This window comes from Streptomyces sp. MBT65 (assembly GCF_016612545.1).
Classification (GTDB): Bacteria; Actinomycetota; Actinomycetes; order Streptomycetales; family Streptomycetaceae; genus Streptomyces.
In genome coordinates, this window is the sequence record NZ_JAENRY010000105.1 from 1 (window position 1) to 24,388 (window position 24,388).

Below are 24,388 nucleotides of genomic sequence, written 5' to 3' on the forward strand. Positions count from 1 at the left end.
CGGGGCGTTTTGTTTGTCCCAGCCCCTTCTGAGCGGTCCTCATCACCCGGAAGGAGGCCACGCTCATGGCAAGGCCCGACAAGGCTGCCGCGGTAGCCGAGCTCGCGGACCAGTTCCGCGACTCGAACGCCGCCGTGCTGACCGAGTACCGGGGTCTCACCGTGGCGCAGCTCAAGACGCTGCGTCGTTCGCTCGGTGAAGACGCCCAGTACGCCGTGGTGAAGAACACGCTGACCAAGATTGCGGCCAACGAGGCCGGGATCTCCACGCTCGACGACCTGTTCAACGGTCCGACGGCGGTCGCCTTCATCACCGGTGACCCGGTGGTGTCGGCGAAGGGTCTTCGTGACTTCGCCAAGGACAACCCGAACCTCGTCATCAAGGGCGGTGTCCTTGACGGCAAGGCGCTGTCCGCCGACGAGATCAAGAAGCTCGCGGACCTCGAGTCCCGCGAGGTTCTGCTCGCCAAGCTGGCGGGTGCCTTCAAGGGCAAGCAGACCCAGACTGCTCAGCTCTTCAAGGCGCTTCCCTCGAAGTTCGTCCGCACCGCGGAGGCGCTTCGTGCCAAGCAGGCCGAGCAGGGCGGTGCCGAGTAATTCGGCTCGCGCATTGACCGCTGCCCGGGCAGCGGTCGCAGCGGGCCGTTAGTACGCCCGCCTCACCCGTACATCCGGCACCAGCCGAATTAGTGGAAGGATCGCCCCCATGGCGACGAAGCTGTCCCAGGAAGAGCTGCTCGAGCAGTTCGAGTCCCTCACCCTCATCGAGCTCTCCGAGTTCGTGAAGGCGTTCGAGGAGAAGTTCGACGTCACCGCCGCCGCCGCGGTTGCCGCCGCCCCCGCCGGCCCGGCCGCTGCCGTCGAGGCCGAGGCCGAGCAGGACGAGTTCGACGTCATCCTCACGGGTGCCGGCGAGAAGAAGATCCAGGTCATCAAGGTCGTGCGTGAGCTGACCTCCCTGGGTCTCAAGGAGGCCAAGGACCTCGTGGACGGCGCCCCGAAGCCCGTCGTCGAGAAGGTCGCCAAGGACGTCGCCGAGAAGGCCGCCGAGTCCCTCAAGGCCGCCGGCGCCTCCGTCGAGGTCAAGTAACACCTTCGAGGCCCCTCAGGGCCTCAGCGCGCCGTAGCGGCCCTCACGGGGGCTGTAACGCGAACGCGGTGAAGAGCGATCATCCATCCGGGTGGTCGCTCTTCGGCGTATCCGAGGGTCGGCGCGCGACTGCCTTGCACCAAGGGGTCCGCGGAGTATGGTGATCTTCGTCGTGCCCTCGAGGACCCCTGGTGGCAGGCTGCAACGTGACGATGGCAGCACCCGGTTCGGGCAAGAGAGGCCTTGACGAACCGCACGCAGCGCGCAATTCTCAGGACGCGTCGTCACAACGATCCGGATCCGAGGCATGGATCGGCGACGAAGAGGGCAGTATCAACGTGCATTGAGGGCGTGGGCTTGCGCAGGTGTCGAGAACAACGAGGGTCTCAAAAAACCCGCACTGGACATCAGTGTGCCTTGTGGCTACACTGACCCTTTGCGCTGCCTGTTAGCTGTCCCCTGCCCGTCACCAGGGGCATGCCCTCACTTGAGCATCGATGACCGGACCAACCCTGACCTGGCCTTTCCGGGCCGTCTCAGGAAGTCCATGTCTCTTTGCCCCTGCGAGGGGCCGGTACGCGCGTAGTGAGTCCGAGCCCTCGGAAGGACCCCCTCTTGGCCGCCTCGCGCACTGCCTCGACCGCGAATATGAACAACGGCGCCAGCACCGCCCCGCTGCGCATCTCCTTTGCAAAGATCAAGGAGCCCCTCGAGGTTCCCAACCTGCTCGCGTTGCAGACCGAGAGCTTCGACTGGCTGCTCGGCAACTCCGCCTGGCAGAGTCGGGTCGAGGCGGCTCTGGAGTCGGGTCAGGACGTCCCCACGAAGTCCGGTCTGGAGGAGATCTTCGAGGAGATCTCTCCGATCGAGGACTTCTCCGGGTCGATGTCGCTGACCTTCCGCGACCACCGTTTCGAACCTCCCAAGAACAGCATCGACGAGTGCAAGGAGCGCGACTTCACGTACGCCGCCCCGCTCTTCGTGACCGCTGAGTTCACCAACAACGAGACCGGCGAGATCAAGTCCCAGACGGTCTTCATGGGCGATTTCCCGCTCATGACCAACAAGGGCACCTTCGTCATCAACGGCACCGAGCGTGTCGTCGTGTCGCAGCTGGTCCGTTCGCCGGGCGTCTACTTCGACTCCTCGATCGACAAGACGTCCGACAAGGACATCTTCTCCGCCAAGGTGATCCCCTCCCGGGGTGCCTGGCTGGAGATGGAGATCGACAAGCGCGACATGGTCGGTGTCCGCATCGACCGCAAGCGCAAGCAGTCCGTCACCGTCCTGCTCAAGGCTCTCGGTTGGACCACCGAGCAGATCCTGGAGGAGTTCGGCGAGTACGAGTCCATGCGCGCCACCCTGGAGAAGGACCACACCCAGGGCCAGGACGACGCGCTCCTGGACATCTACCGCAAGCTGCGTCCGGGCGAGCCCCCGACCCGCGAGGCCGCGCAGACGCTTCTGGAGAACCTCTACTTCAACCCGAAGCGCTACGACCTCGCCAAGGTCGGCCGGTACAAGGTCAACAAGAAGCTGGGCGGCGAAGCCCCGCTGGACGCCGGTGTGCTGACCGTCGAGGACATCATCTCGTCGATCAAGTACCTGGTGAAGCTGCACGCCGGCGAGACCGAGACCGTCGGTGACAACGGCACGACGATCGTCGTCGAGACCGACGACATCGACCACTTCGGCAACCGCCGTCTGCGCAACGTCGGCGAGCTCATCCAGAACCAGGTCCGTACGGGCCTGGCGCGTATGGAGCGAGTCGTCCGCGAGCGGATGACGACCCAGGACGTCGAGGCGATCACGCCGCAGACCCTGATCAACATCCGGCCGGTCGTCGCCTCCATCAAGGAGTTCTTCGGCACCAGCCAGCTCTCGCAGTTCATGGACCAGAACAACCCGCTGTCGGGTCTCACCCACAAGCGCCGTCTGTCGGCGCTCGGCCCGGGTGGTCTCTCCCGTGAGCGGGCCGGCTTCGAGGTCCGTGACGTGCACCCCTCGCACTACGGCCGCATGTGCCCGATCGAGACCCCTGAAGGCCCGAACATCGGCCTGATCGGCTCGCTCGCCTCCTACGGCCGGGTCAACGCGTTCGGTTTCGTCGAGACGCCGTACCGCCGGGTCACCGACGGTGTCGTCACCGACGAGGTCGACTACCTGACGGCCGACGAAGAGGACCGATTCGTCATCGCCCAGGCCAACGCGCCGCTGGGCGAGGACTTCCGGTTCGAGGAGACCCGCGTCCTGGTCCGCCGTCGTGGTGGAGAGGTCGACTACGTCCCCGGTGACGACGTCGACTACATGGACGTCTCCCCGCGCCAGATGGTGTCCGTCGCGACCGCGATGATCCCCTTCCTGGAGCACGACGACGCCAACCGTGCCCTCATGGGCGCGAACATGATGCGTCAGGCCGTGCCCCTGATCAAGTCCGAGGCGCCGCTGGTCGGCACCGGCATGGAGTACCGCTGTGCGGTCGACGCCGGTGACGTCCTGAAGTCGGAGAAGGACGGTGTGGTCCAGGAGGTCTCCGCGGACTACATCACCACCGCCAACGACGACGGCACGTACACCACGTACCGCCTCGCGAAGTTCTCCCGCTCCAACCAGGGCACCTCCGTCAACCAGAAGGTTGTCGTGGACGAGGGCGCCCGGGTCGTCGCCGGCCAGGTGCTGGCCGACGGTCCGGCGACCGAGTTCGGCGAGATGGCGCTCGGCAAGAACCTGCTCGTGGCGTTCATGCCCTGGGAGGGTCACAACTACGAGGACGCGATCATCCTGTCGCAGCGCCTCGTGCAGGACGACGTCCTCTCCTCGATCCACATCGAGGAGCACGAGGTCGACGCCCGTGACACCAAGCTGGGCCCCGAGGAGATCACCCGGGACATCCCGAACGTCTCCGAGGAGGTCCTCGCCGACCTCGACGAGCGCGGCATCATCCGTATCGGTGCCGAGGTCGTCGCCGGTGACATCCTCGTCGGCAAGGTCACGCCCAAGGGTGAGACCGAGCTGACGCCCGAGGAGCGCCTGCTCCGCGCGATCTTCGGTGAGAAGGCGCGCGAGGTGCGCGACACCTCGCTGAAGGTGCCGCACGGCGAGATCGGCAAGGTCATCGGCGTCCGCGTCTTCGACCGCGAGGAGGGCGACGAACTGCCGCCCGGCGTCAACCAGTTGGTCCGGGTGTATGTTGCGCAGAAGCGCAAGATCACCGACGGCGACAAGCTGGCCGGCCGCCACGGCAACAAGGGTGTCATCTCCAAGATCCTGCCCATCGAGGACATGCCGTTCCTCGAGGACGGGACTCCGGTCGACATCATCCTGAACCCGCTGGGTGTCCCGTCCCGAATGAACCCGGGACAGGTCCTGGAGATCCACCTCGGCTGGCTCGCCAGCCGCGGCTGGGACGTCTCCGGCTTCAGCGAGGACTGGGCACGACGTCTCCAGGTCATCGGCGCCGACCAGGTCGCCCCGGGTACCAACGTCGCGACCCCGGTCTTCGACGGTGCCCGCGAGGACGAGATCTCCGGTCTCTTCGAGGCCACGATCCCGAACCGCGACGGCGACCGGTTGGTCCAGGCCTCCGGCAAGGCCAACCTGTTCGACGGCCGCTCCGGCGAGCCGTTCCCGGAGCCGATCTCGATCGGCTACATGTACATCCTGAAGCTGCACCACCTGGTCGACGACAAGCTGCACGCCCGTTCGACCGGTCCGTACTCGATGATCACCCAGCAGCCGCTGGGTGGTAAGGCGCAGTTCGGTGGTCAGCGCTTCGGCGAGATGGAGGTGTGGGCGCTCGAGGCTTATGGCGCCGCGTACGCCCTCCAGGAACTGCTGACGATCAAGTCCGACGACGTCACCGGCCGCGTGAAGGTCTACGAGGCCATCGTCAAGGGCGAGAACATTCCCGAGCCCGGCATCCCCGAGTCCTTCAAGGTGCTCATCAAGGAGATGCAGTCGCTCTGCCTGAACGTGGAGGTGCTGTCCAGTGACGGTATGTCCATCGAGATGCGTGACACCGACGAGGATGTCTTCCGCGCAGCGGAGGAGCTCGGCATCGACCTGTCCCGGCGCGAGCCGAGCAGCGTCGAAGAGGTCTGACGGGAGTCCGGAGACCTGCGCCACGCAGGTCTCCGGCCCCAGGACCCCCGTATCAGACCCCAAGACTTACAACCCTGAGAGGGATTGACGCATAGTGCTCGACGTCAACTTCTTCGATGAGCTCCGGATCGGTCTGGCCACCGCTGACGACATCCGTCAGTGGAGCCACGGCGAGGTCAAGAAGCCTGAGACCATCAACTACCGCACGCTCAAGCCCGAAAAGGACGGACTCTTCTGCGAGAAGATCTTCGGTCCGACCCGGGACTGGGAGTGCTACTGCGGCAAGTACAAGCGCGTTCGCTTCAAGGGCATCATCTGTGAGCGCTGCGGCGTCGAGGTGACCCGCGCCAAGGTGCGTCGTGAGCGGATGGGCCACATCGAACTGGCCGCGCCCGTCACCCACATCTGGTACTTCAAGGGTGTCCCGTCACGTCTGGGCTACCTGCTCGACCTCGCCCCGAAGGACCTCGAGAAGGTCATCTACTTCGCGGCGTACATGATCACGTTCGTCGACGAGGAGCGCCGCACGCGTGACCTGCCCTCCCTGGAGGCGCATGTCTCCGTGGAGCGTCAGCAGGTCGAGAACCGGCGTGACTCCGACCTCGAGGCCCGTGCCAAGAAGCTCGAGACCGACCTGGCCGAGCTCGAGGCCGAGGGTGCCAAGGCCGATGTGCGCCGCAAGGTGCGCGAAGGCGCCGAGCGGGAGATGAAGCAGCTGCGCGACCGTGCGCAGCGCGAGATCGACCGCCTGGACGAGGTGTGGACCCGGTTCAAGAACCTCAAGGTCCAGGACCTCGAAGGCGACGAGCTCCTCTACCGCGAGCTGCGTGACCGCTTCGGCACGTACTTCGACGGTTCGATGGGTGCCGCGGCGCTGCAGAAGCGCCTGGAGTCCTTCGACCTGGATGAAGAGGCCGAGCGGCTTCGCGAGATCATCCGCACCGGCAAGGGCCAGAAGAAGACCCGCGCCCTGAAGCGGCTGAAGGTCGTGTCTGCGTTCCTGCAGACCTCCAACAGCCCCAAGGGCATGGTCCTCGACTGCGTCCCGGTCATCCCGCCGGACCTCCGCCCGATGGTGCAGCTGGACGGTGGCCGCTTCGCGACCTCCGACCTGAACGACCTGTACCGCCGTGTGATCAACCGCAACAACCGCCTGAAGCGCCTTCTCGACCTCGGTGCCCCCGAGATCATCGTGAACAACGAGAAGCGCATGCTCCAGGAGGCCGTCGACGCGCTCTTCGACAACGGCCGTCGTGGCCGCCCGGTGACGGGCCCCGGCAACCGTCCGCTGAAGTCGCTGTCCGACATGCTCAAGGGCAAGCAGGGTCGCTTCCGTCAGAACCTGCTCGGCAAGCGTGTGGACTACTCCGCGCGTTCCGTGATCGTCGTCGGCCCGCAGCTCAAGCTGCACCAGTGCGGTCTGCCGAAGGCCATGGCGCTGGAGCTCTTCAAGCCGTTCGTGATGAAGCGCCTGGTGGACCTGAACCACGCGCAGAACATCAAGTCGGCGAAGCGCATGGTCGAGCGCGGCCGCACGGTCGTCTACGACGTCCTCGAAGAGGTCATCGCGGAGCACCCGGTGCTGCTGAACCGTGCGCCCACGCTGCACCGCCTCGGCATCCAGGCCTTCGAGCCGCAGCTGGTCGAGGGCAAGGCCATCCAGATCCACCCGCTCGTCTGCACCGCGTTCAACGCGGACTTCGACGGCGACCAGATGGCCGTGCACCTGCCGCTCTCCGCGGAGGCGCAGGCCGAGGCCCGCATCCTGATGCTGTCCTCGAACAACATCCTGAAGCCGGCCGACGGTCGTCCCGTCACCATGCCGACCCAGGACATGGTGCTGGGTCTGTTCTTCCTCACCACCGACGGTGAACTCCGTGACGTCAAGGGCGAGGGCCGCGCGTTCGGTTCCACGGCCGAGGCGACCATGGCGTTCGACGGTGGCGAGCTGGCGCTCCAGTCGGCCGTCGACATCCGCTTCCCGGTGGGCACCATCCCGCCGCGTGGCTGGGTGCCGCCGGTCCGCGAGGAGGGCGAGCCCGAGTGGCAGCAGGGTGACACCTTCCGCCTGAAGACGACCCTGGGCCGCGCGCTCTTCAACGAGCTGCTGCCCGAGGACTACCCGTTCGTCGACTACTCGGTGGGCAAGAAGCAGCTCTCCGAGATCGTCAACGACCTGGCCGAGCGCTACCCCAAGGTCATCGTGGCGGCGACGCTCGACAACCTGAAGGCGGCCGGCTTCTTCTGGGCGACCCGTTCCGGTGTCACCGTGGCCATCTCCGACGTCGTCGTTCCCGAGGCGAAGAAGGAGATCGTCAAGGGCTACGAGGCGCAGGACGAGAAGGTCCAGAAGCAGTACGAGCGCGGTCTGATCACCAAGGAAGAGCGCACGCAGGAGCTCATCGCGATCTGGACCAAGGCGACCAACGAGGTCGCCGAGGCGATGAACGCGAACTTCCCGAAGACCAACCCCATCTTCATGATGGTCGACTCGGGTGCCCGAGGAAACATGATGCAGATGCGTCAGATCGCGGGTATGCGTGGTCTGGTGTCGAACGCCAAGAACGAGACGATCCCGCGTCCGATCAAGGCCTCCTTCCGTGAGGGCCTGTCGGTGCTGGAGTACTTCATCTCGACTCACGGTGCTCGTAAGGGTCTGGCGGACACGGCTCTGCGTACCGCCGACTCGGGTTACCTCACCCGTCGTCTCGTCGACGTCTCCCAGGACGTCATCATCCGCGAGGAGGACTGCGGCACCGACCGCGGCCTCAAGCTGCACATCGCGGAGCGCGGCGCGGACGGTGTCCTGCGCAAGGCCGACAACGTCGAGACCAGCGTGTACGCCCGTGCGCTGGCCGAGGACATCACCGTCGACGGCAAGGTGCTGGCCCCGGCCAACACCGACCTCGGCGACGTCCTCATCGACGAGCTGGTCAAGCACGGCATCGAGACGGTCAAGACCCGCTCGGTCCTGACCTGCGAGTCCGCCGTCGGCACCTGCGCCATGTGCTACGGCCGTTCGCTGGCCACCGGCAAGCTGGTCGACATCGGTGAGGCGGTCGGCATCATCGCCGCCCAGTCCATCGGTGAGCCCGGCACGCAGCTGACGATGCGTACCTTCCACACCGGTGGTGTGGCCGGTGACGACATCACCCAGGGTCTGCCCCGTGTCGTCGAGCTCTTCGAGGCTCGTACGCCGAAGGGTGTCGCCCCGATCTCCGAGGCCCAGGGCCGCGTGCGGATCGAGGAGACCGAGAAGACCAAGAAGATCGTCGTCACCCCGGACGACGGCAGCGACGAGACGGCGTTCCCGATCTCGAAGCGTGCCCGTCTCCTGGTCAGCGAGGGCGAGCACGTCGAGGTGGGCCAGAAGCTCACCGTGGGTGCCACCAACCCGCACGACGTGCTGCGCATCCTGGGTCAGCGTGCCGTCCAGGTCCACCTGGTCGGCGAGGTCCAGAAGGTCTACAACTCGCAGGGTGTGTCGATCCACGACAAGCACATCGAGATCATCATCCGGCAGATGCTCCGCCGCGTGACGATCATCGAGTCCGGCGACGCCGAGCTGCTGCCCGGCGAGCTGGTCGAGCGCTCCCGCTTCGAGCAGGAGAACCGTCGTGTGGTGCAGGAGGGCGGTCACCCGGCCTCCGGTCGTCCGCAGCTCATGGGTATCACCAAGGCCTCGCTGGCCACGGAGTCCTGGCTGTCGGCGGCGTCCTTCCAGGAGACGACCAGGGTTCTGACGGACGCGGCGATCAACGCCAAGTCCGACTCCCTGATCGGCCTCAAGGAGAACGTCATCATCGGTAAGCTCATCCCGGCCGGTACGGGCCTGTCCCGCTACCGCAACATCCGGGTCGAGCCGACCGAGGAAGCCAAGGCCGCGATGTACTCGGCCGTCGGCTACGACGACATCGACTACTCGCCGTTCGGCACGGGCTCCGGCCAGGCCGTCCCGCTGGAGGACTACGACTACGGTCCGTACAACCAGTAGTAGTTGGTTGGGCAGTTGGTTCTGAAGGGCGGTCACCCCGGTTTGTACGGGGTGACCGCCCTTCGGCGTTTCACCGTGCGGTGATTTCGAACGCGGTGACCACGACGGTCGCTACGGCGGCCAGCGCGCCGATGCTCGCCAGCGGCCAGCGGGACCGCTCCAGGGCGTCCAACCGCTGTTCGTGGTCGGCGAGTTGGCGGTCGGTCTGGTCGCTGCGCTGGACCAGCAGCGCGAGCGAGCCGTCGACCCGGGCGAACCCGGCCTCCAACGAGCCGCGCAGCCGCTCCAGTTCGAGGGCGACGGCGATCGCGTCGTTCGGATCAGTGTCGTTCATCGGCGCCTCCGGTCCGCAGCCACGCGGGCAACAGCGCCTCTACGGCGGGCAGCGCCATGACCCTGGTGACCCCGGCGGCGACGGCCAGGGCGCCGGCCACCCAGGGGATCGTCTCGGGCACGCCGCCGGCGGCGACGAGCGTGGGGAGCAGGACACACAGGCCGACAGCGGTCTGGACTGCGGTGCGGAGGGTGCGCTTGGCGGCCTCTGACATGGGGGACCTTGCCTTTCGGAGGGGTTCAGGAGCTGCTGTACGGGACCTTCAGCGCGGCCCAGGAGGTGGCTCCCGGCCAGCCGTCCGCGGCGGTGCCGGTGTAGCCGAGCTTGCGCTGCCACCTGGCGTAGGAGGCCTTGTCGGCGGTGGTCCACTGGGGGCCGGGGCCGGAGGTGTACGCCGAGCAGCCGAGGGCGACCAGCCGCTTGCCCATCGCGGTGACGATCGCGGACTTGGGGTTCTTCTTGAACCAGTCGGCGCCGGGGAAGGGTTGATAGGTGGGCGGCTTGCTGGGCGTGACCTTCGTGCCGAGGCGGGTTGCCACTCGGGTGCGGAAGTCGGCCATGGTGAAGCCGCGTGGGTCGATCTTGGTGTTCGTCCACTCCTTGTGGCCGATGACGGAGTGCGCGTTCCAGCCGTGGGCGCGGCACAGGGCGGCCGAGGCGCGGACCATCGCGTCCAACTGGGCTTCGGGCCAAGGGTCCTTGCCGTCGCCGAGGTTGACGCACTCGAAGCCGTAGAAGTGGACGTTGCCGTCCGTGTTGTTCTGGTTCGGGGCGGGGAGGGTGGCGCTCTGGGCGATGACCGACTTCAGTACGTCGCCGTCGCCGCTGCCCGCGTGGTTGGCTCGGCCGTTGCCGACCAGGTGGACCGTGCCGTCCTTGGCGATGACTCCGTGGCAGAGGGGGCCGGGGAGCTCCGAGTGGCCGTTGAAGCAGAGGGCGACGGAGGCGGTGGTGCCGGTGGTGACGGTGTGGTGGATGACGACGCCGTTCACCGGTCCCCAACTGCCCTTGTTGTTGCGGTTGTTGGTGCGCCAGCCGGGGTGTTCGACGACGGTGACGCCCTCTTTGCGGAGTGCGGTGATCAGGGCGTCGGGGGAGAGGGGTGTGGCCATGGGGTGCCTTTTCGGGTGGGAGTCGGGCATGAAAAAAACCCGGGCCGGGGTGGGGGCTCGGGTTGTTTGTGGGGTGCGGGTGTGTGGAGGCTGGGTGCGCGGTTCCCCGCGCCTCTGAGGGCATCGGGGTGAGCGGGGTTGGAGGGCTAGGTGGCTGTCGTCGACGTGTTGTCTGTGCTTCCGGTGTCTACTGAGCCGTCTCCGTCTCCGTCTCCGTCTCCGTCTCCGTCGCCGTCGCCGTCTCCCGGATCCCCGTCCGACGGGGTCCACTTGGCGGCCAAGGCGGTGTAAGCCGCCGTGTTGTCCACGAAGTTGGCCAGGGCCGCTGCGACCACGTTCTGGATCGCCGTCTGGTCGGGGACGACCATGGCCGTTCCGATGGGCATGATCGTGGTGCGGGCGCTGCCGCGGATGGCGGAGCCGTTGGCGCCGGTCTCGGTGAACTGGGCGGCCACCGTCACGGGGGCGTAGGTGCCGCTGATCGAGTCGGGGGCGATGATGCTGTTGTAGCTGCTGTCGGAGACGTTGACGTAGATCGTGTGGCCGGCCTCGACGATGGTGGCGCGGCCCGCGAAGTCGATGGCCAGGCCCCAGGGTTGGGTGGTGTCGATGTCCATGGGTTGTGTGGTGTCCTTTCCTCAGGTTTGGCGGCCGTACATCAGGATCGGGTTGGCGTAGACCGTGCCGGAGGCGCTGGTGACCTGGGCCTGGACCTCGACCTTGAGCTGGGTGCCGTAGACCGAGCCGAAGTCGGAGCTGATCAGGGCCTCGTAGACGAAGTCCGTGCCGGCGGCCACCGTGCTGCCCCACTGGGCGCCGTTGACGAGGACCTGGACGGAACCGGTGGCGCCGGAGCTGGCGCGGGTGTTCATGACCAGGCGCATCTTCGGCTGCCAGACGACGTTGTAGGACATCGCGATCGTCGTCATCGTCGTCAGTGAGGTCTGCGGCCAGCGGGTCGTGTTCGTGTCCTGCGGCGGCAGCATGTTCAGCCAGGGGCGGGCCAGGCCGCCGGTGCCGATGTCGTCGGAGACGATCTCGCGTTCCGCCTTGTCGTAGAGGCGGAGTGGCTGGAGTGAGGTGGCGGTGCCGTCGCCGTTGTACATGCTGATCGCCAACTGGCCCGTCTGGCGGCGGAGTTCCATGCGGTACTCGTCGGTGCCGGGCCACTTGCCGATCTTGAAGACCGGGGAGCCGGTGGCCGGGCCCACTTCCAGGGTGCCGCCCGAGACTGTGTTGAGGGCCGGGCGGGTGTTCACCGCGGTGGAGAGCTGCTGGATGCGGCGTTCCATCTGGGTGAGCCGGTCGATGATGTCTTCGGGGAGCTGGGGCATCAGGCCTCCTCCAGGTAGAGGTCGGCGGTGTCGGGGCGGCCGCGCTGGGCGGGGCTGACCTTGACGCCGATGATCCGGTAGCGGGTGTCGAGGCCCTCGGCCCACCACTCGTCGGTGATCCGGATCCGGACGGTCCGGCCGATCAGCGCGGCCGGGACCAGGTCGTCGAGGCGCACGCTGATCTCGGGGATCACCACCGCGCCGGTGGCCGCGGCCAGTTCGGTGCGGGCGAGCGCGGTCAGGGTGGTCGCGTCGGTGATGTCGTTGTGGTCCGAGGTGAGGTCGATGCGCGGGTAACCCGCCTGTCCGATCAGGTCGTCGGCGACCGCGACCGTCGAGCAGAGCGGGCGGGACTCGCTGGCCTGGTCGGTGTTGGTGGAGGCGCCCCGGGCGCGGTCGGTGGTGCCGCCGCGGGTCGCGTCGCGCGGGAAGGAGTACGACAGGATCGCGCCCGGCCGGTCCATCACCAGGTCGGTGGCCCCAGTGAGGATCTTCGGGCTGCCGAGCCGGAGGCGGCGTACGCGGGCGCCGGTGGTCGGGTCCGTGTAGACCGAGACGTAGTGCTCGAAGCCGTTCTCCAGCGCGGCCAGGGCGTCCAGTGCGTCGAGGTAGACCGTCTCGTCGCCGTCGCGGTAGCTCGCCGCGCGGGTCACCCCGGAGGTCTCGGTGCCGTAGCTGACGCCGATGTCGCCGCCGGGGAGCGCGGTCTGGAGGTCCGTCCACAGCGCCCTTGCCACGTCCAACTGGTCGCCGCTGAGCGCCAGTTGGTAGTCCGCGTCGTATTCGGGGGTCGTCGCCCGGATCAGGCGCCTTCCCGCGTACGACTCGAAGGTCGCCGCCTGGATGCCGAGGGTGAGGACGCCCTGGTCGTCGCTCTGCAGGGTGCTCGTCCAGACGATGCCGCCCCACCACAGGTCGCTGCCGCGCTGGAGGTAGACCGAGGTGCGGCCCTCCTCGATACGGCGGACCCGGGCGGCCATCGCCGCGTCCGGGACCGGGATGGTGCCCGACAGGGAGCCGGCCTTGCCGATGTAGTCGTCGACGGTGACGTCCCGCAGGGGGAGGATGTCGATCGTCCTGTCGGTGCGCAGGTCGCAGAAGATCGCCCGGTAGGGCGTGTTGATCGTGGTCATGCGGCGGCCTCGTAGGTCGCCGAGCCGAAGATGGTGTGGCCGCTCGCCCAGGTCCACGGGGAGAGTGCGTCCAGTGCGCCGGTGTTGGCGGTGGCGGTGGCGGCGGCCTGGGCGGAGGACATGACCAGTTCGAAGGCGCCGGTGGTGGTGAGGGAGAGCCGGGCCATGGCGCGGTTGCCGGCGGTGTTGGCCGACACCTCGGCGAAGCCGATCCCCAGGCGGGTCGCGGCGGCGGCCACCGGCAGCGAGAAGCGCCAGTTGTCGTTCGTGGTGGCGCTGGTGCCGAAGTTGGTGGTGCTGCCGAACGTGATCTGGAAGTTCAGGTGCACGGTCGTGCCGAACTTCACGTACCGGCAGCTCAGGCTCGCGTTGCCGAAGGCCGGGGTCGCCGTTCCGGTGTTGGTGGTCCAGGCCGGGGTCCAGTTCTGCCAGGTCGGCAGGGCCGGGTAGTCGGCCCAGGCCGTGCCGTTCCAGCGCTGCAACTGGCCGTTCAGGTCGCGGTACTGGCCGGGGTAGGAGCCGTTGGCGGTGTCGGTGATGATCGGGAGGATGCCGCCGACGCCGACCGTGGCGGTGCGTCGGCCGGTGAGAGCGGTGGTCCAGGGGATGCCACCGGTGCCCGAGCTGGTGCCGGCCGGCACGGTGACCTCGAACAGGGGGAGCGATACGTCCGGGGGTGCGGGGACGACCGGGGTGGCGGACGGGGTGCCCTTCACGATCTCGATGACGGCCTCGGTGCGGCCCGAGCCGTCGTAGACGTCGTCGTAGATCCGCAGGACGAGCAGGTCGATCCGGCCGTACTGGGCGTCGCCGTCCGCGAAGGTCACGTTCTCGTATTCGGTCAGCGCGAGCGGGTAGGCGCCCCGGCTGTCGGTGGACTGCACGATCGCGCGGCCGGGGCTGACGGTGCCGCTCATGGTGCCGGTGGTGCCGGTCAGGGTGAAGCCGTTGATGCGGTACAGGCCGGTGGACGAACCCGGCAGGATGCCGGAGCGGACCTGGACGGCCGAGGTCGGGGTGAGGGCGCCGAGCGAGACGAGCCGGGTGTCCTCGCGGGACTGGCTGTCGGGGGAGAGCCAGCCGGAGCGTATGGGCATGGTCGAACTCCATTCGGAGGGTGCGTGATTGAGGGAGCGTCAGGCGATCGGGTCGACTCGGAGGTAGATGGTGTCGAACCAGCACGTGACGGTCGACGACGTCGAGCGGTGCATCGCGGTGACCGTGTAAGTCGAGCCCGCGGTCAGGGAGTTGAGCCGCAACTGGGTCGAGACCGACTTGCTGACGGCGCCCGAACCGGACGCGGCCCGTTCGTCGTCCGCCGCCCAGACCACCGTGGTGCCGAGGGCGACCTGCGGGGACAGGTGCGCGGTCGTGGTCTCGCTGCTCGTCGTGTAGACGCGTGCGCCGAGGCCGATGATCACCGAACCGGACGGCGGCGCCGTGAAGTTGAGCGTCAGCGCGGTGACGGCGGTGTCCGTGAGCGCGGCCGTGTACGTCGTCGATGTGGTGGAGCCGGCGTCCAGCGACTGCGCGAACACCGGGCCCGGTACGGCCGGTTGCCAGGCGGTGCCGTTCCAGCGCTGGAGCTGACCGGCGGAACTGTCCCGGTACTGACCGGTGTAGCCGCCGTTGGTCAGCGCGCCCGCCGGGGCGATCCCGCCGAGACCCTTCGGATACGGCACCCAGGCCGAGCCGCTCCAGCGCTGGAGGGTCTCGGTGATGTCCCGGTAGTGGCCGGGGTAGCCGCCCGTCGCGGTGTCGTCGGAGCGGGTCGGCAGGATGCCGCCCAGCGGGACGGTCGTCGGACGCAGATCGGTGCTCGCGGTGGTCCAGGGGATACCGCCGCTGCCCGTGCTGGTGTTGGCGGCCACCGCCACCGTGAACAGGAGCAGCGAGACGTCCGGGAGCGTGGGTGCGCTCGGGATGGCGGACGGGGTGCCCCGGATGATTTCGACGGCGGCCTCGCTGCGGCCGGAGCCGTCGACCTCGTCGTCGTAGATCCGCAGGACGACCAGGTCGATCCGGCCGTACAGGGCGTCGCCGTCCGCGAAGGTGAGCGGGACCGGGGCGGTGACGGCGACCGGGTAGGCGCCGCGGGCGATCGAGGACTGGACCACGGCCCGGCCCACGCCGACCGTGCCGCTCATGGTGCCCGTGGTGCCGGCCAGCCACAGCCCGGTCACGCGGTAGACCCCGCCCTCGGAGCCCGGCAGGACTCCGGAGCGGCCCTTGATGTCGGTGACCGGGGTGAGCGCGCCGATCTGGTTGGCGCGGGTGTCGGCCCGGGTCTGGCCGTCCGGGGACAGCCATGCGGAGGTGACGGTCACGGCGCACACTCGTACGTGCCGTGGATCGACAGCACATCGCCGGTGCCCCACGCGACGGGATCCGTCTTGTCCCAGATGCTGCCGCTCACCGCGAGGGTGTCGCGCACCGAGCGGACGTAGCCGATGCCGCCGGTCACCGCGAACAGGCCGCTGCCCTGGTAGAGCAGGTTCGCCGAGGAGTCGAAGTACTCCGCGTTCAGGACCCGGCCGTCCAGCTTCCACGCGGGGGTGGCGACCGGCAGGACCGGGAGCCGGAACGTCCAGTTGGCGTTGACGTCCTGGGCGGTGAGGTTCGTCGTCGAGCCGATCTTCAGATAGATCCGGACGTGTACGACCGCTCCCAGCTTCGTGTACGACCCCGCCAGCGTTCCGTTGCCGATCGACGGCGCGGTGCCGGTCTCGGCGCCCCACACCGGTGTGTAGTCGGTCCAGGTCGGGGAGGGGAGATAGTTGATCCATGCTGTGCCGTTCCAGCGTTGCAGCACCCCGGCGGAGGTGTCCCGGTACTGGCCCGTGTAGCTCGCGGTGGTGACCGCGCCGGCCGGGGCGATACCGCCCAGCGCGCTCGGGTACGACACCCACGCCGAGCCGTCCCAGCGCTGGAGCGCGCCGCCGGAGTCGCGGAACTGGCCCGGGTAGGCGCCGTTGCCGGTCTCGCCGTACGCGGGCAGGATGCCGCCGACCGCGACGACGGGGGTGCGCAGGTCGGTGACGTCGGTGCTCCAGTTGATGCCGCCCTTGCCGGCGCTGATGCCTGCGGCGACCCTGACCTGGTAGAGGGCGAGGCCGGTGCCGGGGATCAGGGGAGCTGTCGGGGTGGCTGCCGGTGTGCCCTTGACTATTTCCAGGGTGGCCTTCGTCTGGCCGGAGTTGTCGTAGAGCGAGTCGTAGATCCTGAGGACGACGAGGTCGATACGGGGGTTGGTCGCGTCGCCGTCGGCGAAGGCCAGGGGGGTCGGTTCGGGGAGGGTGACCGGGTAGGCGCCCCGGGTGGCGCCGGCCGCGACCACCGCGCGGCCCTCGTGGACGGTCACCGTCATCGCGCCCGAGGCGCCCTCCATCCAGAAGCCGGACATCCGGTACAGGCCGTCGTAGGAGCCCGGGAGGATGCCGGAGCGGACTTCGAGGGGGTTGGCGGGGGTGGTCGCGCCGAGCTGGGTCAGCCGGGTGTCCTCGCGGGTCTGACCGGTCTCGGCCACCCATGAGCTGCGGAGGTTCATCTACGGGTCTCCTGTGGTGGGCCGGGGTGGAGTGGGGTGGGTTGCTGTGGGTTCGCCCGCCGTTGGTGGGTGGGGTCGGGGTCGTGGCGGTACGGCGAGCCCGCCGCCGGTCGGGCCCCGCTGTTTGTTGACATGGCTGAACGGGTTGGTGCCGGCTGAGCGGCGGGCTGCGCCGCACCGCCACGACCCACTCCCGTTGCGTCGGCGGCCGCGGATGAGTGGCTTGTCACCACTCCGCCGAGCGCCAGCGCACCGAGAGTTGGGCCCCTGTGTCGTAGGTGTCGGGGCGGAACGCCAGGTCGGCTCGGCCCGGTTCGAAGGCGAAGAGTTCTTCCGGGCTGCTGTCCGCTGCCGCGGTGTGGCGGCGGGAAGCTGTTGAGTTGAGGGTGACTGTGCCGGCCGCTGTGTCCACGACCAGTTCGTCGCCGGTCGCTAGTGCGATCTCGTAGCGCAGTCGGCGTCCCGAAGTCCGGTCGGTGATCGTGGGGTTGGTGCAGGGGCCGGTGAACGTGAGGATCGGGTGGGTGGGCGCGGAGCCGGAGTTGTCGGCGCCCACGTCGCCGGTGGACGAGGCCTGGCCCCAGTTCAGCGGCCAGGTCAGGGGCCAGGTGAGGCCGCTCTCCGGCTGTGGGGCGCCGGTGACCGCCGTCTGTTCGTCGACGGTGTAGCGGCGGGGGTCGGTGGCGTACCACTGGATGGCAGCCTTGGAGACGCCCTGGGTGGTGTACGTCCGGTCGGCGGTGAGGACGCGTTGGCTGACCCGGGCTCGGACGGCCAGGGTCTCGCCGTGCAGCCGTACCGCCAGCCAGCGTTCGGAGTCGCCTAGCAGCAGGGCCTGGCGCAGGGCGCGCATCGCGGAGAGGGAGGACGCGGTGTCGTCGCTCGTCGGTACGGTCCACACCGAGCCGCCCACCTTGCGGGGCTTGGCGTAGCGCGCGCCCGGCCAGGCGCCGTGCGCGGTGGGGTGGTCGGCGTCGGTCGTGTCGTAGTCCGGCAGGTCCTCCCAGCCGGTCAGGCCGTCACTGCCGATCTCGTACGGCGTACCGGGGCCGAGCAGCAGTCCGGCCCACTGCATCTGCCCGTCGCGGGTGATGAGGGAGCCGGGGGGTACGTCGTCGGTGGTGGCTGTGGTGACCGTGGTGGTTGTCAGGTCGGCCATGGGGGCGTCACCTCACTGGGGTGGGCGGGTGTCGGTGGCTGCGGCTTCGGTTGCCTCATGCGCGGGCGTGGGCCGCGGCCAGGAAGAGGAGGTCGGCCGCGGTGCCTTGGGATCCGGTGCCGTTCCTCTCGTGGAACTCCTGGATGCGGTGGGTGTGTTGGGCGCCTCGTGTGGCTGGCCGGGTGCGCCGGCGGTCCAGGGTGGTGAGGGACAGGACCCTGCCGGTGTGTGCGCCGGGGATCGCTATGCCGCCTTCCGCGAGCATCGGGATCTTGCTCAGGTGCACGCCGAACTTCTTGCCGAGGACGCTGAAGCTGATTTTGTTCAGGCCGTCGATCACCCAGTTCGCGAAGGCGACGAGGCCTTCGATGGGGCCCTTCACGACTCCGGCCACGGTCTGGGCGCCGGTCGTCACGAACTGGCCCATCGCGCGCAGGGTGTTGGCGGTGGCGGTTCTGATCCGGGTGAAGCCGGCCGGGATCTCCTTGGTGATCCAGTTCAGGGCTGGCCTTACGGCGTTCTTGAAGCCGGTCCAGATCGTGGACACCTTGCCGCTGAGGGCGCGGGTGTCGCCTGTGGTCAGGGCCTTGAGGGCGGCGAAGCCGGTGCCGATGACCGTGCCGAGGACGGAGAGGGTGGTGGTGATCAGGGTGAGGTAGCCGGTGACGTAGGTGTTCACCGCGCTCGCGATGAGCTTGAGGATGGGGGTGAGGATGGTGAGGTAGCTCTGGACGTACTTCAGGATCAGCGTGGCCAGTTGGTCCATCAGGCGCTGGCCGGTCTCGGAGTTGAGCGCGATGTCCAGGAGCCAGCCCGCGAGGGGGAGGAGCAGGCCGGCCACGAAGCCGATGGGGTTGGCCCGGGTGAGGGCGTTGATGATGATCATTACGCCGGAGCCGATGGTCATGGCGGTGCCGAAGGTGTCCAGGAGGCCGCCGAGGACACCGGAGGCGGCGATGAGGGTGCCGACGATGGCGAAGACTCCGCCGAGGTTTGTGGTGAGTTTGCCGAGGGATTTTCCGGTTGATCTGGACTTGGTGCCGGTGGACTTGATGCCGGAGGCGGCAGTGGTGGCGGTCTGGGCGGTTCTGGTGACGGAGCGGGCGGCCGTGTCGGCGTTCGTCTTGATCTGCTGGACGGCGGTGGCGGTCTGGGTGGCGGGGGTGGCGACGCGGTCGAGGTCGGCGGCGGTGCCCGTGACGCGCTCGGTGAGGGAGCGCACGCCGGTCTGGGTCTGCTGCACCCTGCTCCGGAAGGAGCGCAGGGCGGGGGCGGCACCGGCGAGCGGATTGCACAGGGCGGTGACCGCGCCGCTCATCCGCGTGCCTTCGCCAGGAACATCAGCGCGTCGGCGGTGCGCTGCGGGCTGCTGGTCTCCGCCGCGTAGTAGTGCTCGATGTGCAGTGCGCTGCCGTCGGTGGCGGACATTCCCGCGTACGCCCGGCCCCGTGAGGCCGCCGCCTTGAGGAGTCGGTCGAGCTTGCTGAGCGGGAGTACGGCTTCTGCCTCGCCGGCCTCGGCCAGGAGCGCGGGGACGCCGCCGGAGCGGGGCATGACGACACCGCCGGTGGCCAGCGCGGGGATCCTCGGCAGGCTGACGCCGAAGGTCTTGCCGCCGACCATCGGGACCCAGCCGGGGATGGAGACGTGGATGCCGTTGAGGGCGCCGATCGCGCGGTTGATGAGACCGATGACGGCGTTGATCGGGTCGCGGACCGCGCCCTTGATGCCGTTGAAGGCCTGGCCGGCGATGCCCTTCAGGCCGCCCCAGATGCTGGACAGCCGGTCTTTTACGGCCCGGAAGGCGTCCGGGATCGCGGACTTGACCCAGCTGACGACCGGCGAGATGACGGCCTTGATGCCCTTCCAGACGTTGGAGACGACCGTGCTGATCGCCTTCAGGACGCCGGTGATGATCGACTTCCATACGTTGACGTAGGTGCGGATGGCGGTGGCGATGGCCTTGACGATGTTCGTGATCGCCGTTTTGATGCCGCTCCACACGGATTTGATCAGCTTGCCTGCGTTCTTCATGATCGGCTCGATGGCCTTCATGACGTTGCTGATCACGGCCTTGATGACCTCGAAGGCCTGCTTCAGGACCTTCTGCATGGTCTTCGAGTTGGTCACCATGTCGATGACCTTGTCGATGAGCGGTTGGAGCAGGCTCATGAGCAGGCCGAAGAAGTTGCCCTTCATCGACTTGTTCATCTTGTCCTGGCCCTTGGCCGCCTTGCCCGCGCCGGTTTCGTACTTACCGAGGTTCGTGCCGGCGCTGGAACCGGTCTTGCCGACCTTGCCGAGTGACTTCTCGGCCTGGTCCGACGCGGTCCTGAGGTCCTTCAACTCCTTTCCGGAACCGTCGGCGGCGGTCTTGAGCGCCTTGAGCTGATCGGCACCCTTCTGACTGTTGCTGCCGATGCCCTTGGCCGCGGTACCGGCACCGGACGCCTTCGACTTGAAGTCGTCGAGGGAGCCGGAGGCCTTCTTGAGGGAACTAACGAGACTCATTGCACACCTCCTTCGGAGAGAGCGGGATCATCCGGCGATGCGGTTGGCGGCGTCGGTGGAGGCGGTGGCGAGCCCCTGGAAAAGCACCCGAAGCCGATCACCGTCCCGGACGACATCGCGGGCGGCCGAGGCGATGTCCTTGAGGGTTCTGGGCTTGGGGAGTTTGTCGTGATCGAAGGGGGCGAGCTTCGTATGGAGCGTCTCGATGGCCGCGGCCACGTCCTTGATGGTCGCCTCGGGGCTCGGGTCCAGCTTGTCCTTCAGCTTTCCGACGGCCGTAGCGAGCTTCCCGATCGTGCCGGCGGACTTCATGTCCGCGGTCGCCGAGTTGAACTCGCGGATTTTCGGCGGGAGTCCGTCAAGCGCGGTCTTGAGCGCATTGAGCTGTACGTCGCTGATGCCGTGCGGGTTGATGGAGACGGCGTTGAGGCCGTCCATCTGCGCGCGGGTCATGGCTTGCGGGAGGCCGTTCTCGCCGACGGCGAGAACCTTTCCTGGTATCTCTGCCCGGCCGGTGGCCTGGTTTGCGCTGGTCCGTGTGATCCTCTCCAGCCCCGCGTTGAAAAGCTTTCCGAAGTTGAGCATTTGGCCGACCACCAACACAGCAAGGGCTCCGAAGGCCAAGAGGAGCTTGCTGCCCCAGTCGGCTCCGTCCTTGAAGGAGGCAAACAGGTCCTTCAGGCCGAGAGCCTCGAAAAGCGATTCGAAGAGTGGCTTACTGTTGTCCGGACCTTTTTTGATGTCCTCTTTGAGCTCTTTTTTGAGGCTGGCTATGTCTGCGCCCGTGACGGACTTCTCGGACGCTAGATTTCGTTTGATGTCAGCGACGTCCTGCTGGACGTCTTCAATCTTCTCCAGGATTTCTGTATCTTTGTCCTGTGGCATACACGCCTCCGAGAGGGATTCGGTAAGGGTTGACCTCAGTTGATGTCAATTGATAGCTTCTGTGTATTTTTTCCAGAAAGAGGGGGATGTGATGGGTAACATTGCGGGTGTGGGATTCGTCCTGATGGGTATTGGAGTGCTGCTCTGCTTCGCGAATTCAGGGGGATTCGTGAAGTTTATGAAGCTGAGAAGTCTTGAGCGTCACGGTGTCGAAGGGGAGGCGGTGTCCGACCTTCAGGAATGGATTAGCAGTGGACATCGCGTCTACTACCACATCCGCATCCCGGGAGCCCCGCCCCAGGACGAGCCGCCCCACTTCATCGAAGTCGGGCCAGAGCCGAGGGGGCCGGTGGGCACGGTCGTTCCGGTGGTGTACGACCGCAGAAAGCCGAAGCGAGCCAAGACCGGCAGTCTCGCGGAAATCGACTCTTCCCAAGAGCGGGGCATGGTGGTGTTCTTCTGGGCACCTGGACTGGCGCTCATCGCCGTGGGTGCCGTGCTCGCGATCTTCTTCTACTGAATCACGGCATCGAGAAAGGAAGAGGCGTGGAGCTCTGGTACTTTCTTATTTCGGTCGGAAGCTTGGCGGTTTCTGCGACCTCTTTCTTTGTTTCCTTCTCGATGTGGGAAAGTGCGCGGAGGGTTTCAACGATTCAGTCGAAGCCCAAGCGTGTTGCTTTGTGGGCCGGGGTCGGTGTGGTGTTTCTGGTGCTCGCCGTATTCGTACTCACCCTTTGATCGGCGCAAGTGATCCGATGCATCCGTCGTTCTGATCGCGGTGCTGTCCAAGCAGGCAGGTGACTTCAGCGCGGTGAAGAAGTGCCGCAGTTGCTGGGTTGTACCGCTGCGCTAGGTACTCTTTGGTAGGCCCGCGGAGGAGGGTGTCGTGTGAATTCTGTATTGGTTCATTGGGTCCGGATTCATAGTTCTTGCGTTTATCTGCCTCGTGGTATCCGTGACCATCTGGAATACGGCGCGAACTGATCTGGAGTACCCGCGGAAGCCTAAACATGTTGCAGCGTGGGCCTGTGGTGGGCTCGCAAGCCTGGCGCTTATGGTGCTGTTCTATACGCTGTGAGGCGAGACAGCTGCTGCGCTTGAGGGCGATTCCTGTTCTGGGCAGGATTGGGTGTCGTTTCGGAGGGGGCTCGTGATGCTCGTCCAGCGGAAGGTGTTCGTTTGTTCGTCTTGATTCTGTATGTGCCGGCGCTGGTGTTCCTGGCATTGGGAACGTTCGGGCTGCGGGACGTGTGGATTCTCCGGAGGAGAGGCGTTCGGGCCGAAGGCCGATGCGGCGGTACGAGTTGGAATGCGGACATTCCCTCGATCGACGTTATTTACCGCGACGACAGTGGGGCACGGCAGTACGTCACGATGGCGGCCGAGGATCTCGGAATCGCGGGTGACGAATCCGTCGTCGGAGTCGTTTACGACCCGCTCAAGCCGGACAGGGCGACGACTGAAAAGGTTCTGAAGAAGTCGATGTGGAAAACCCAGGAGGGATACCTGGTGATCGTTGGCCTGTGTATCGCCGCAGTGGTGACCGCGTTGACAGCAGGCGCCGCCTCCCATTGACGTGCGTGCCCGTCATCCCTGGATGTCAGGCGATCTCAACGTGAGTGTTACGGCGCTGACGTGGAGGCTCCAGTACGTCTCGGAGTTGAGCCAGGAGACGAGCAGCCGGATCAGGGTGTCCTGCACGATGCCGATCGCCGCCTGGATCAGCGACGGGACCGGGCGGGCGTTTCGGATGTCGCCCGGGTGGGTGTAGACGAGCTGGTTCAGGACGAGGAAGACGCGACTGCCCAATCGGTTCCCACGTTGATGCCAGGTAGGAGGGTGGCGAGTGCCAAGCCCAGGAACGTGCCGAGTACGCAGCGGGAACCTTTACGACTCCGTGCGGAGCAGACCTGAGCCCAGGGCGCCCGTGAACTCCGTCCACGCCGCCCGGCTCACCGTCGCCCACGGCAGCTCCGGGTGCTTCGAGTCGCGGAGCGCGATGAGGGGGCCGGCCTCAGCCATCTCGACGCAGTTGTTGGCGGATGCCTCGGAGTGCGAGGACTTGATCCACTTCAACTCGGGCACGGCGGCTCTTCCTCTTACAGCTCTTTGATGATGTCGAGGACGGCGTCCCTCGACTGGCTGCGATTCAACGCTACTTGTTCGACCGCGTCCATACGGCGCCGGAAGTTGGCCAGTTGGGCGGGGGCGTCGAAGAAGACGGCTCCGGTGGGGGAGTCCACCTGGACCGTGTCCAGGTGGGGGCTGTCGGCCGCCACGTAGAGCACGGAGTCGCCGGCCATGGGGAACCCGCCCGCGCTGAAGGGGATCACGAGGAGCGTGACGTTGGCTCGCTCGCTTTCCGAGAGCAGGTGGGTGAGCTGTGCGCGGGCCACCTGCCGGCCGCCCACCTGCATGCGGAGCGCGCTCTCGTGAATCACGCCCTGGTAGGGCACCGCGGGCTCCTTGGTGATCACCGCGTGGCGGGCCAGGCGTTGGGCGATGCGCAGTTCCACCTCCAAGCGCGGCAGCGCCGGGATGAACAGGTCGAAGAGCGCGCGTGCGTGGTCCTCGACCTGGAACATGCCCGGCAGATGGGCGGTCTGGAGCGTGCGCAACGACGCCGCGTGGTGCTCCAGTTCGGCCAGGTCCAGGAAGTCGGGCGGCACCTTGCCCCGGTACTCGTCCCACCAGCCTCCGCTGCGCCCGCCCGTCATCGAGGCCAGCGCGTCGATCAGTGTCGGGTCGTCGCACTCGTAGATGGCGGCCAGGCGCCGTAGACGCTGCTCGCTGATGCCGAAGCGGCCCGCCTCCGTGTTGGAGATCGTGGTGCGGTCCGTGCCGAGGAGTTCGGCGGCTCGCGGCGCGGACATGCCGGTGGCCTCGCGCAACCGTCGTAGCTCGGCGCCGAAACGGCGTTGCCGGACTGTCGGGGTCTGCCTCGGTGCCATGTCGTCCTCTCCTCGCTCGCGCACAGTGTGCCCACCGGTGTCGGGCCCGTCCATCGAACATCAAAATTCAACCCGTTGGGATTAACTTGGTCTCACGGGTTGGAAATCGCCGCTACGGTGTGGCGCAAGCCACTCATCGACTCCCCGCGAGGTGAACGATGGATCTCCCTCCCTTCAACACCACCCCCACCCGCGTCGGTTGGGACACCTCCGCCCTCGACCCCCTCCGCCCCGTAGC

Annotated in this window: 23 protein-coding genes; 7 read left to right on the plus strand and 16 right to left on the minus strand. The window is 67.2% G+C overall.

The window, feature by feature from the left end:
- Positions 1-65: 65 nt before the first annotated feature.
- The 4 genes from rplJ (at position 66) to JHN63_RS23985 (ending at position 9,184) form a co-directional block, all read left to right on the plus strand.
- Positions 66-596, plus strand: a complete 531-nt coding sequence (gene rplJ, locus JHN63_RS23970; RefSeq protein WP_200683830.1) for a 50S ribosomal protein L10 — start codon at positions 66-68, stop codon at positions 594-596.
- Positions 597-705: 109 nt separating this feature from the next.
- Positions 706-1,089 (plus strand): 50S ribosomal protein L7/L12, encoded by a 384-nt coding sequence (gene rplL, locus JHN63_RS23975; protein WP_200683832.1) that lies wholly within the window; start codon positions 706-708, stop codon positions 1,087-1,089.
- Between the two features lie 615 nt (positions 1,090-1,704).
- Positions 1,705-5,190: a DNA-directed RNA polymerase subunit beta gene (gene rpoB / locus JHN63_RS23980; RefSeq protein ID WP_200683834.1), complete on the plus strand. Its 3,486-nt coding sequence runs from the start codon at positions 1,705-1,707 to the stop codon at positions 5,188-5,190.
- Between the two features lie 94 nt (positions 5,191-5,284).
- Positions 5,285-9,184: a DNA-directed RNA polymerase subunit beta' gene (locus JHN63_RS23985; protein ID WP_200683836.1), complete on the plus strand. Its 3,900-nt coding sequence runs from the start codon at positions 5,285-5,287 to the stop codon at positions 9,182-9,184.
- Between the two features lie 70 nt (positions 9,185-9,254).
- On the opposite strand, the gene JHN63_RS23990 is transcribed toward JHN63_RS23985, so the two are convergent.
- From JHN63_RS23990 to JHN63_RS24050, 13 genes are all read right to left on the minus strand, one after another.
- Complete coding sequence (locus JHN63_RS23990) at positions 9,255-9,518, minus strand: hypothetical protein (protein ID WP_200683838.1); 264 nt, start codon at positions 9,516-9,518, stop codon at positions 9,255-9,257.
- Entirely contained in the window at positions 9,505-9,732 is a 228-nt protein-coding gene (locus JHN63_RS23995) for a hypothetical protein (RefSeq protein ID WP_200683840.1), read from the minus strand. Before JHN63_RS23995 ends, JHN63_RS23990 begins: the two co-directional genes overlap by 14 nt.
- 25 nt (positions 9,733-9,757) lie before the next feature.
- On the minus strand, positions 9,758-10,630 hold the full coding sequence (locus JHN63_RS24000; protein WP_200683842.1) for a peptidoglycan-binding protein: 873 nt from the start codon (positions 10,628-10,630) through the stop codon (positions 9,758-9,760).
- A 146-nt stretch (positions 10,631-10,776) separates the two neighbouring features.
- Positions 10,777-11,247: an ATP-binding protein gene (locus tag JHN63_RS24005; RefSeq protein WP_200683844.1), complete on the minus strand. Its 471-nt coding sequence runs from the start codon at positions 11,245-11,247 to the stop codon at positions 10,777-10,779.
- 21 nt (positions 11,248-11,268) lie between these two features.
- The gene (locus tag JHN63_RS24010) at positions 11,269-11,964 is read right to left on the minus strand and encodes a hypothetical protein (RefSeq protein WP_200683846.1); all 696 of its coding nucleotides are present in this window, start codon (positions 11,962-11,964) and stop codon (positions 11,269-11,271) included.
- Positions 11,964-13,097 carry a hypothetical protein gene (locus tag JHN63_RS24015; RefSeq protein WP_200683849.1) on the minus strand — a complete coding sequence of 378 codons (1,134 nt, stop codon included), beginning with the start codon at positions 13,095-13,097 and terminating at the stop codon, positions 11,964-11,966. The genes JHN63_RS24010 and JHN63_RS24015 overlap by 1 nt, the downstream gene beginning before the upstream one ends.
- Entirely contained in the window at positions 13,094-14,194 is a 1,101-nt protein-coding gene (locus JHN63_RS24020) for a hypothetical protein (protein WP_200683851.1), read from the minus strand. Before JHN63_RS24020 ends, JHN63_RS24015 begins: the two co-directional genes overlap by 4 nt.
- A gap of 39 nt (positions 14,195-14,233) precedes the next feature.
- The gene (locus tag JHN63_RS24025) at positions 14,234-15,424 is read right to left on the minus strand and encodes a hypothetical protein (protein ID WP_200683853.1); all 1,191 of its coding nucleotides are present in this window, start codon (positions 15,422-15,424) and stop codon (positions 14,234-14,236) included.
- The gene (locus tag JHN63_RS24030; protein WP_200683855.1) at positions 15,421-16,644 is read right to left on the minus strand and encodes a hypothetical protein; all 1,224 of its coding nucleotides are present in this window, start codon (positions 16,642-16,644) and stop codon (positions 15,421-15,423) included. Before JHN63_RS24030 ends, JHN63_RS24025 begins: the two co-directional genes overlap by 4 nt.
- 226 nt (positions 16,645-16,870) lie before the next feature.
- Positions 16,871-17,803: a phage tail domain-containing protein gene (locus tag JHN63_RS24035; protein ID WP_200683857.1), complete on the minus strand. Its 933-nt coding sequence runs from the start codon at positions 17,801-17,803 to the stop codon at positions 16,871-16,873.
- A gap of 55 nt (positions 17,804-17,858) precedes the next feature.
- A complete protein-coding gene (locus JHN63_RS24040; protein WP_200683859.1) occupies positions 17,859-19,121 on the minus strand; it encodes a tape-measure protein in 1,263 nt (420 codons plus the stop codon).
- Complete coding sequence (locus JHN63_RS24045; protein ID WP_200683861.1) at positions 19,118-20,314, minus strand: phage tail protein; 1,197 nt, start codon at positions 20,312-20,314, stop codon at positions 19,118-19,120. The genes JHN63_RS24040 and JHN63_RS24045 overlap by 4 nt, the downstream gene beginning before the upstream one ends.
- 27 nt (positions 20,315-20,341) lie before the next feature.
- Entirely contained in the window at positions 20,342-21,199 is an 858-nt protein-coding gene (locus tag JHN63_RS24050) for a hypothetical protein (RefSeq protein WP_200683863.1), read from the minus strand.
- A gap of 109 nt (positions 21,200-21,308) precedes the next feature.
- Between JHN63_RS24050 and JHN63_RS24055 the strand changes: the two genes are divergently transcribed.
- The 3 genes from JHN63_RS24055 (at position 21,309) to JHN63_RS24065 (ending at position 22,774) form a co-directional block, all read left to right on the plus strand.
- Entirely contained in the window at positions 21,309-21,719 is a 411-nt protein-coding gene (locus tag JHN63_RS24055) for a DUF3592 domain-containing protein (RefSeq protein WP_200683865.1), read from the plus strand.
- A gap of 26 nt (positions 21,720-21,745) precedes the next feature.
- Entirely contained in the window at positions 21,746-21,937 is a 192-nt protein-coding gene (locus JHN63_RS24060) for a hypothetical protein (protein ID WP_200683867.1), read from the plus strand.
- Positions 21,938-22,378: 441 nt separating this feature from the next.
- The gene (locus tag JHN63_RS24065) at positions 22,379-22,774 is read left to right on the plus strand and encodes a hypothetical protein (protein ID WP_200683869.1); all 396 of its coding nucleotides are present in this window, start codon (positions 22,379-22,381) and stop codon (positions 22,772-22,774) included.
- A gap of 12 nt (positions 22,775-22,786) precedes the next feature.
- Here JHN63_RS24065 and JHN63_RS24070 read toward each other — a convergent pair whose 3' ends face one another.
- From JHN63_RS24070 to JHN63_RS24080, 3 genes are all read right to left on the minus strand, one after another.
- A complete protein-coding gene (locus JHN63_RS24070; RefSeq protein WP_200683871.1) occupies positions 22,787-23,008 on the minus strand; it encodes a hypothetical protein in 222 nt (73 codons plus the stop codon).
- A gap of 78 nt (positions 23,009-23,086) precedes the next feature.
- Positions 23,087-23,284: a DUF397 domain-containing protein gene (locus JHN63_RS24075; RefSeq protein WP_200683873.1), complete on the minus strand. Its 198-nt coding sequence runs from the start codon at positions 23,282-23,284 to the stop codon at positions 23,087-23,089.
- A 14-nt stretch (positions 23,285-23,298) separates the two neighbouring features.
- A complete protein-coding gene (locus tag JHN63_RS24080; RefSeq protein ID WP_200683875.1) occupies positions 23,299-24,150 on the minus strand; it encodes a helix-turn-helix transcriptional regulator in 852 nt (283 codons plus the stop codon).
- Positions 24,151-24,388: the final 238 nt, after the last annotated feature.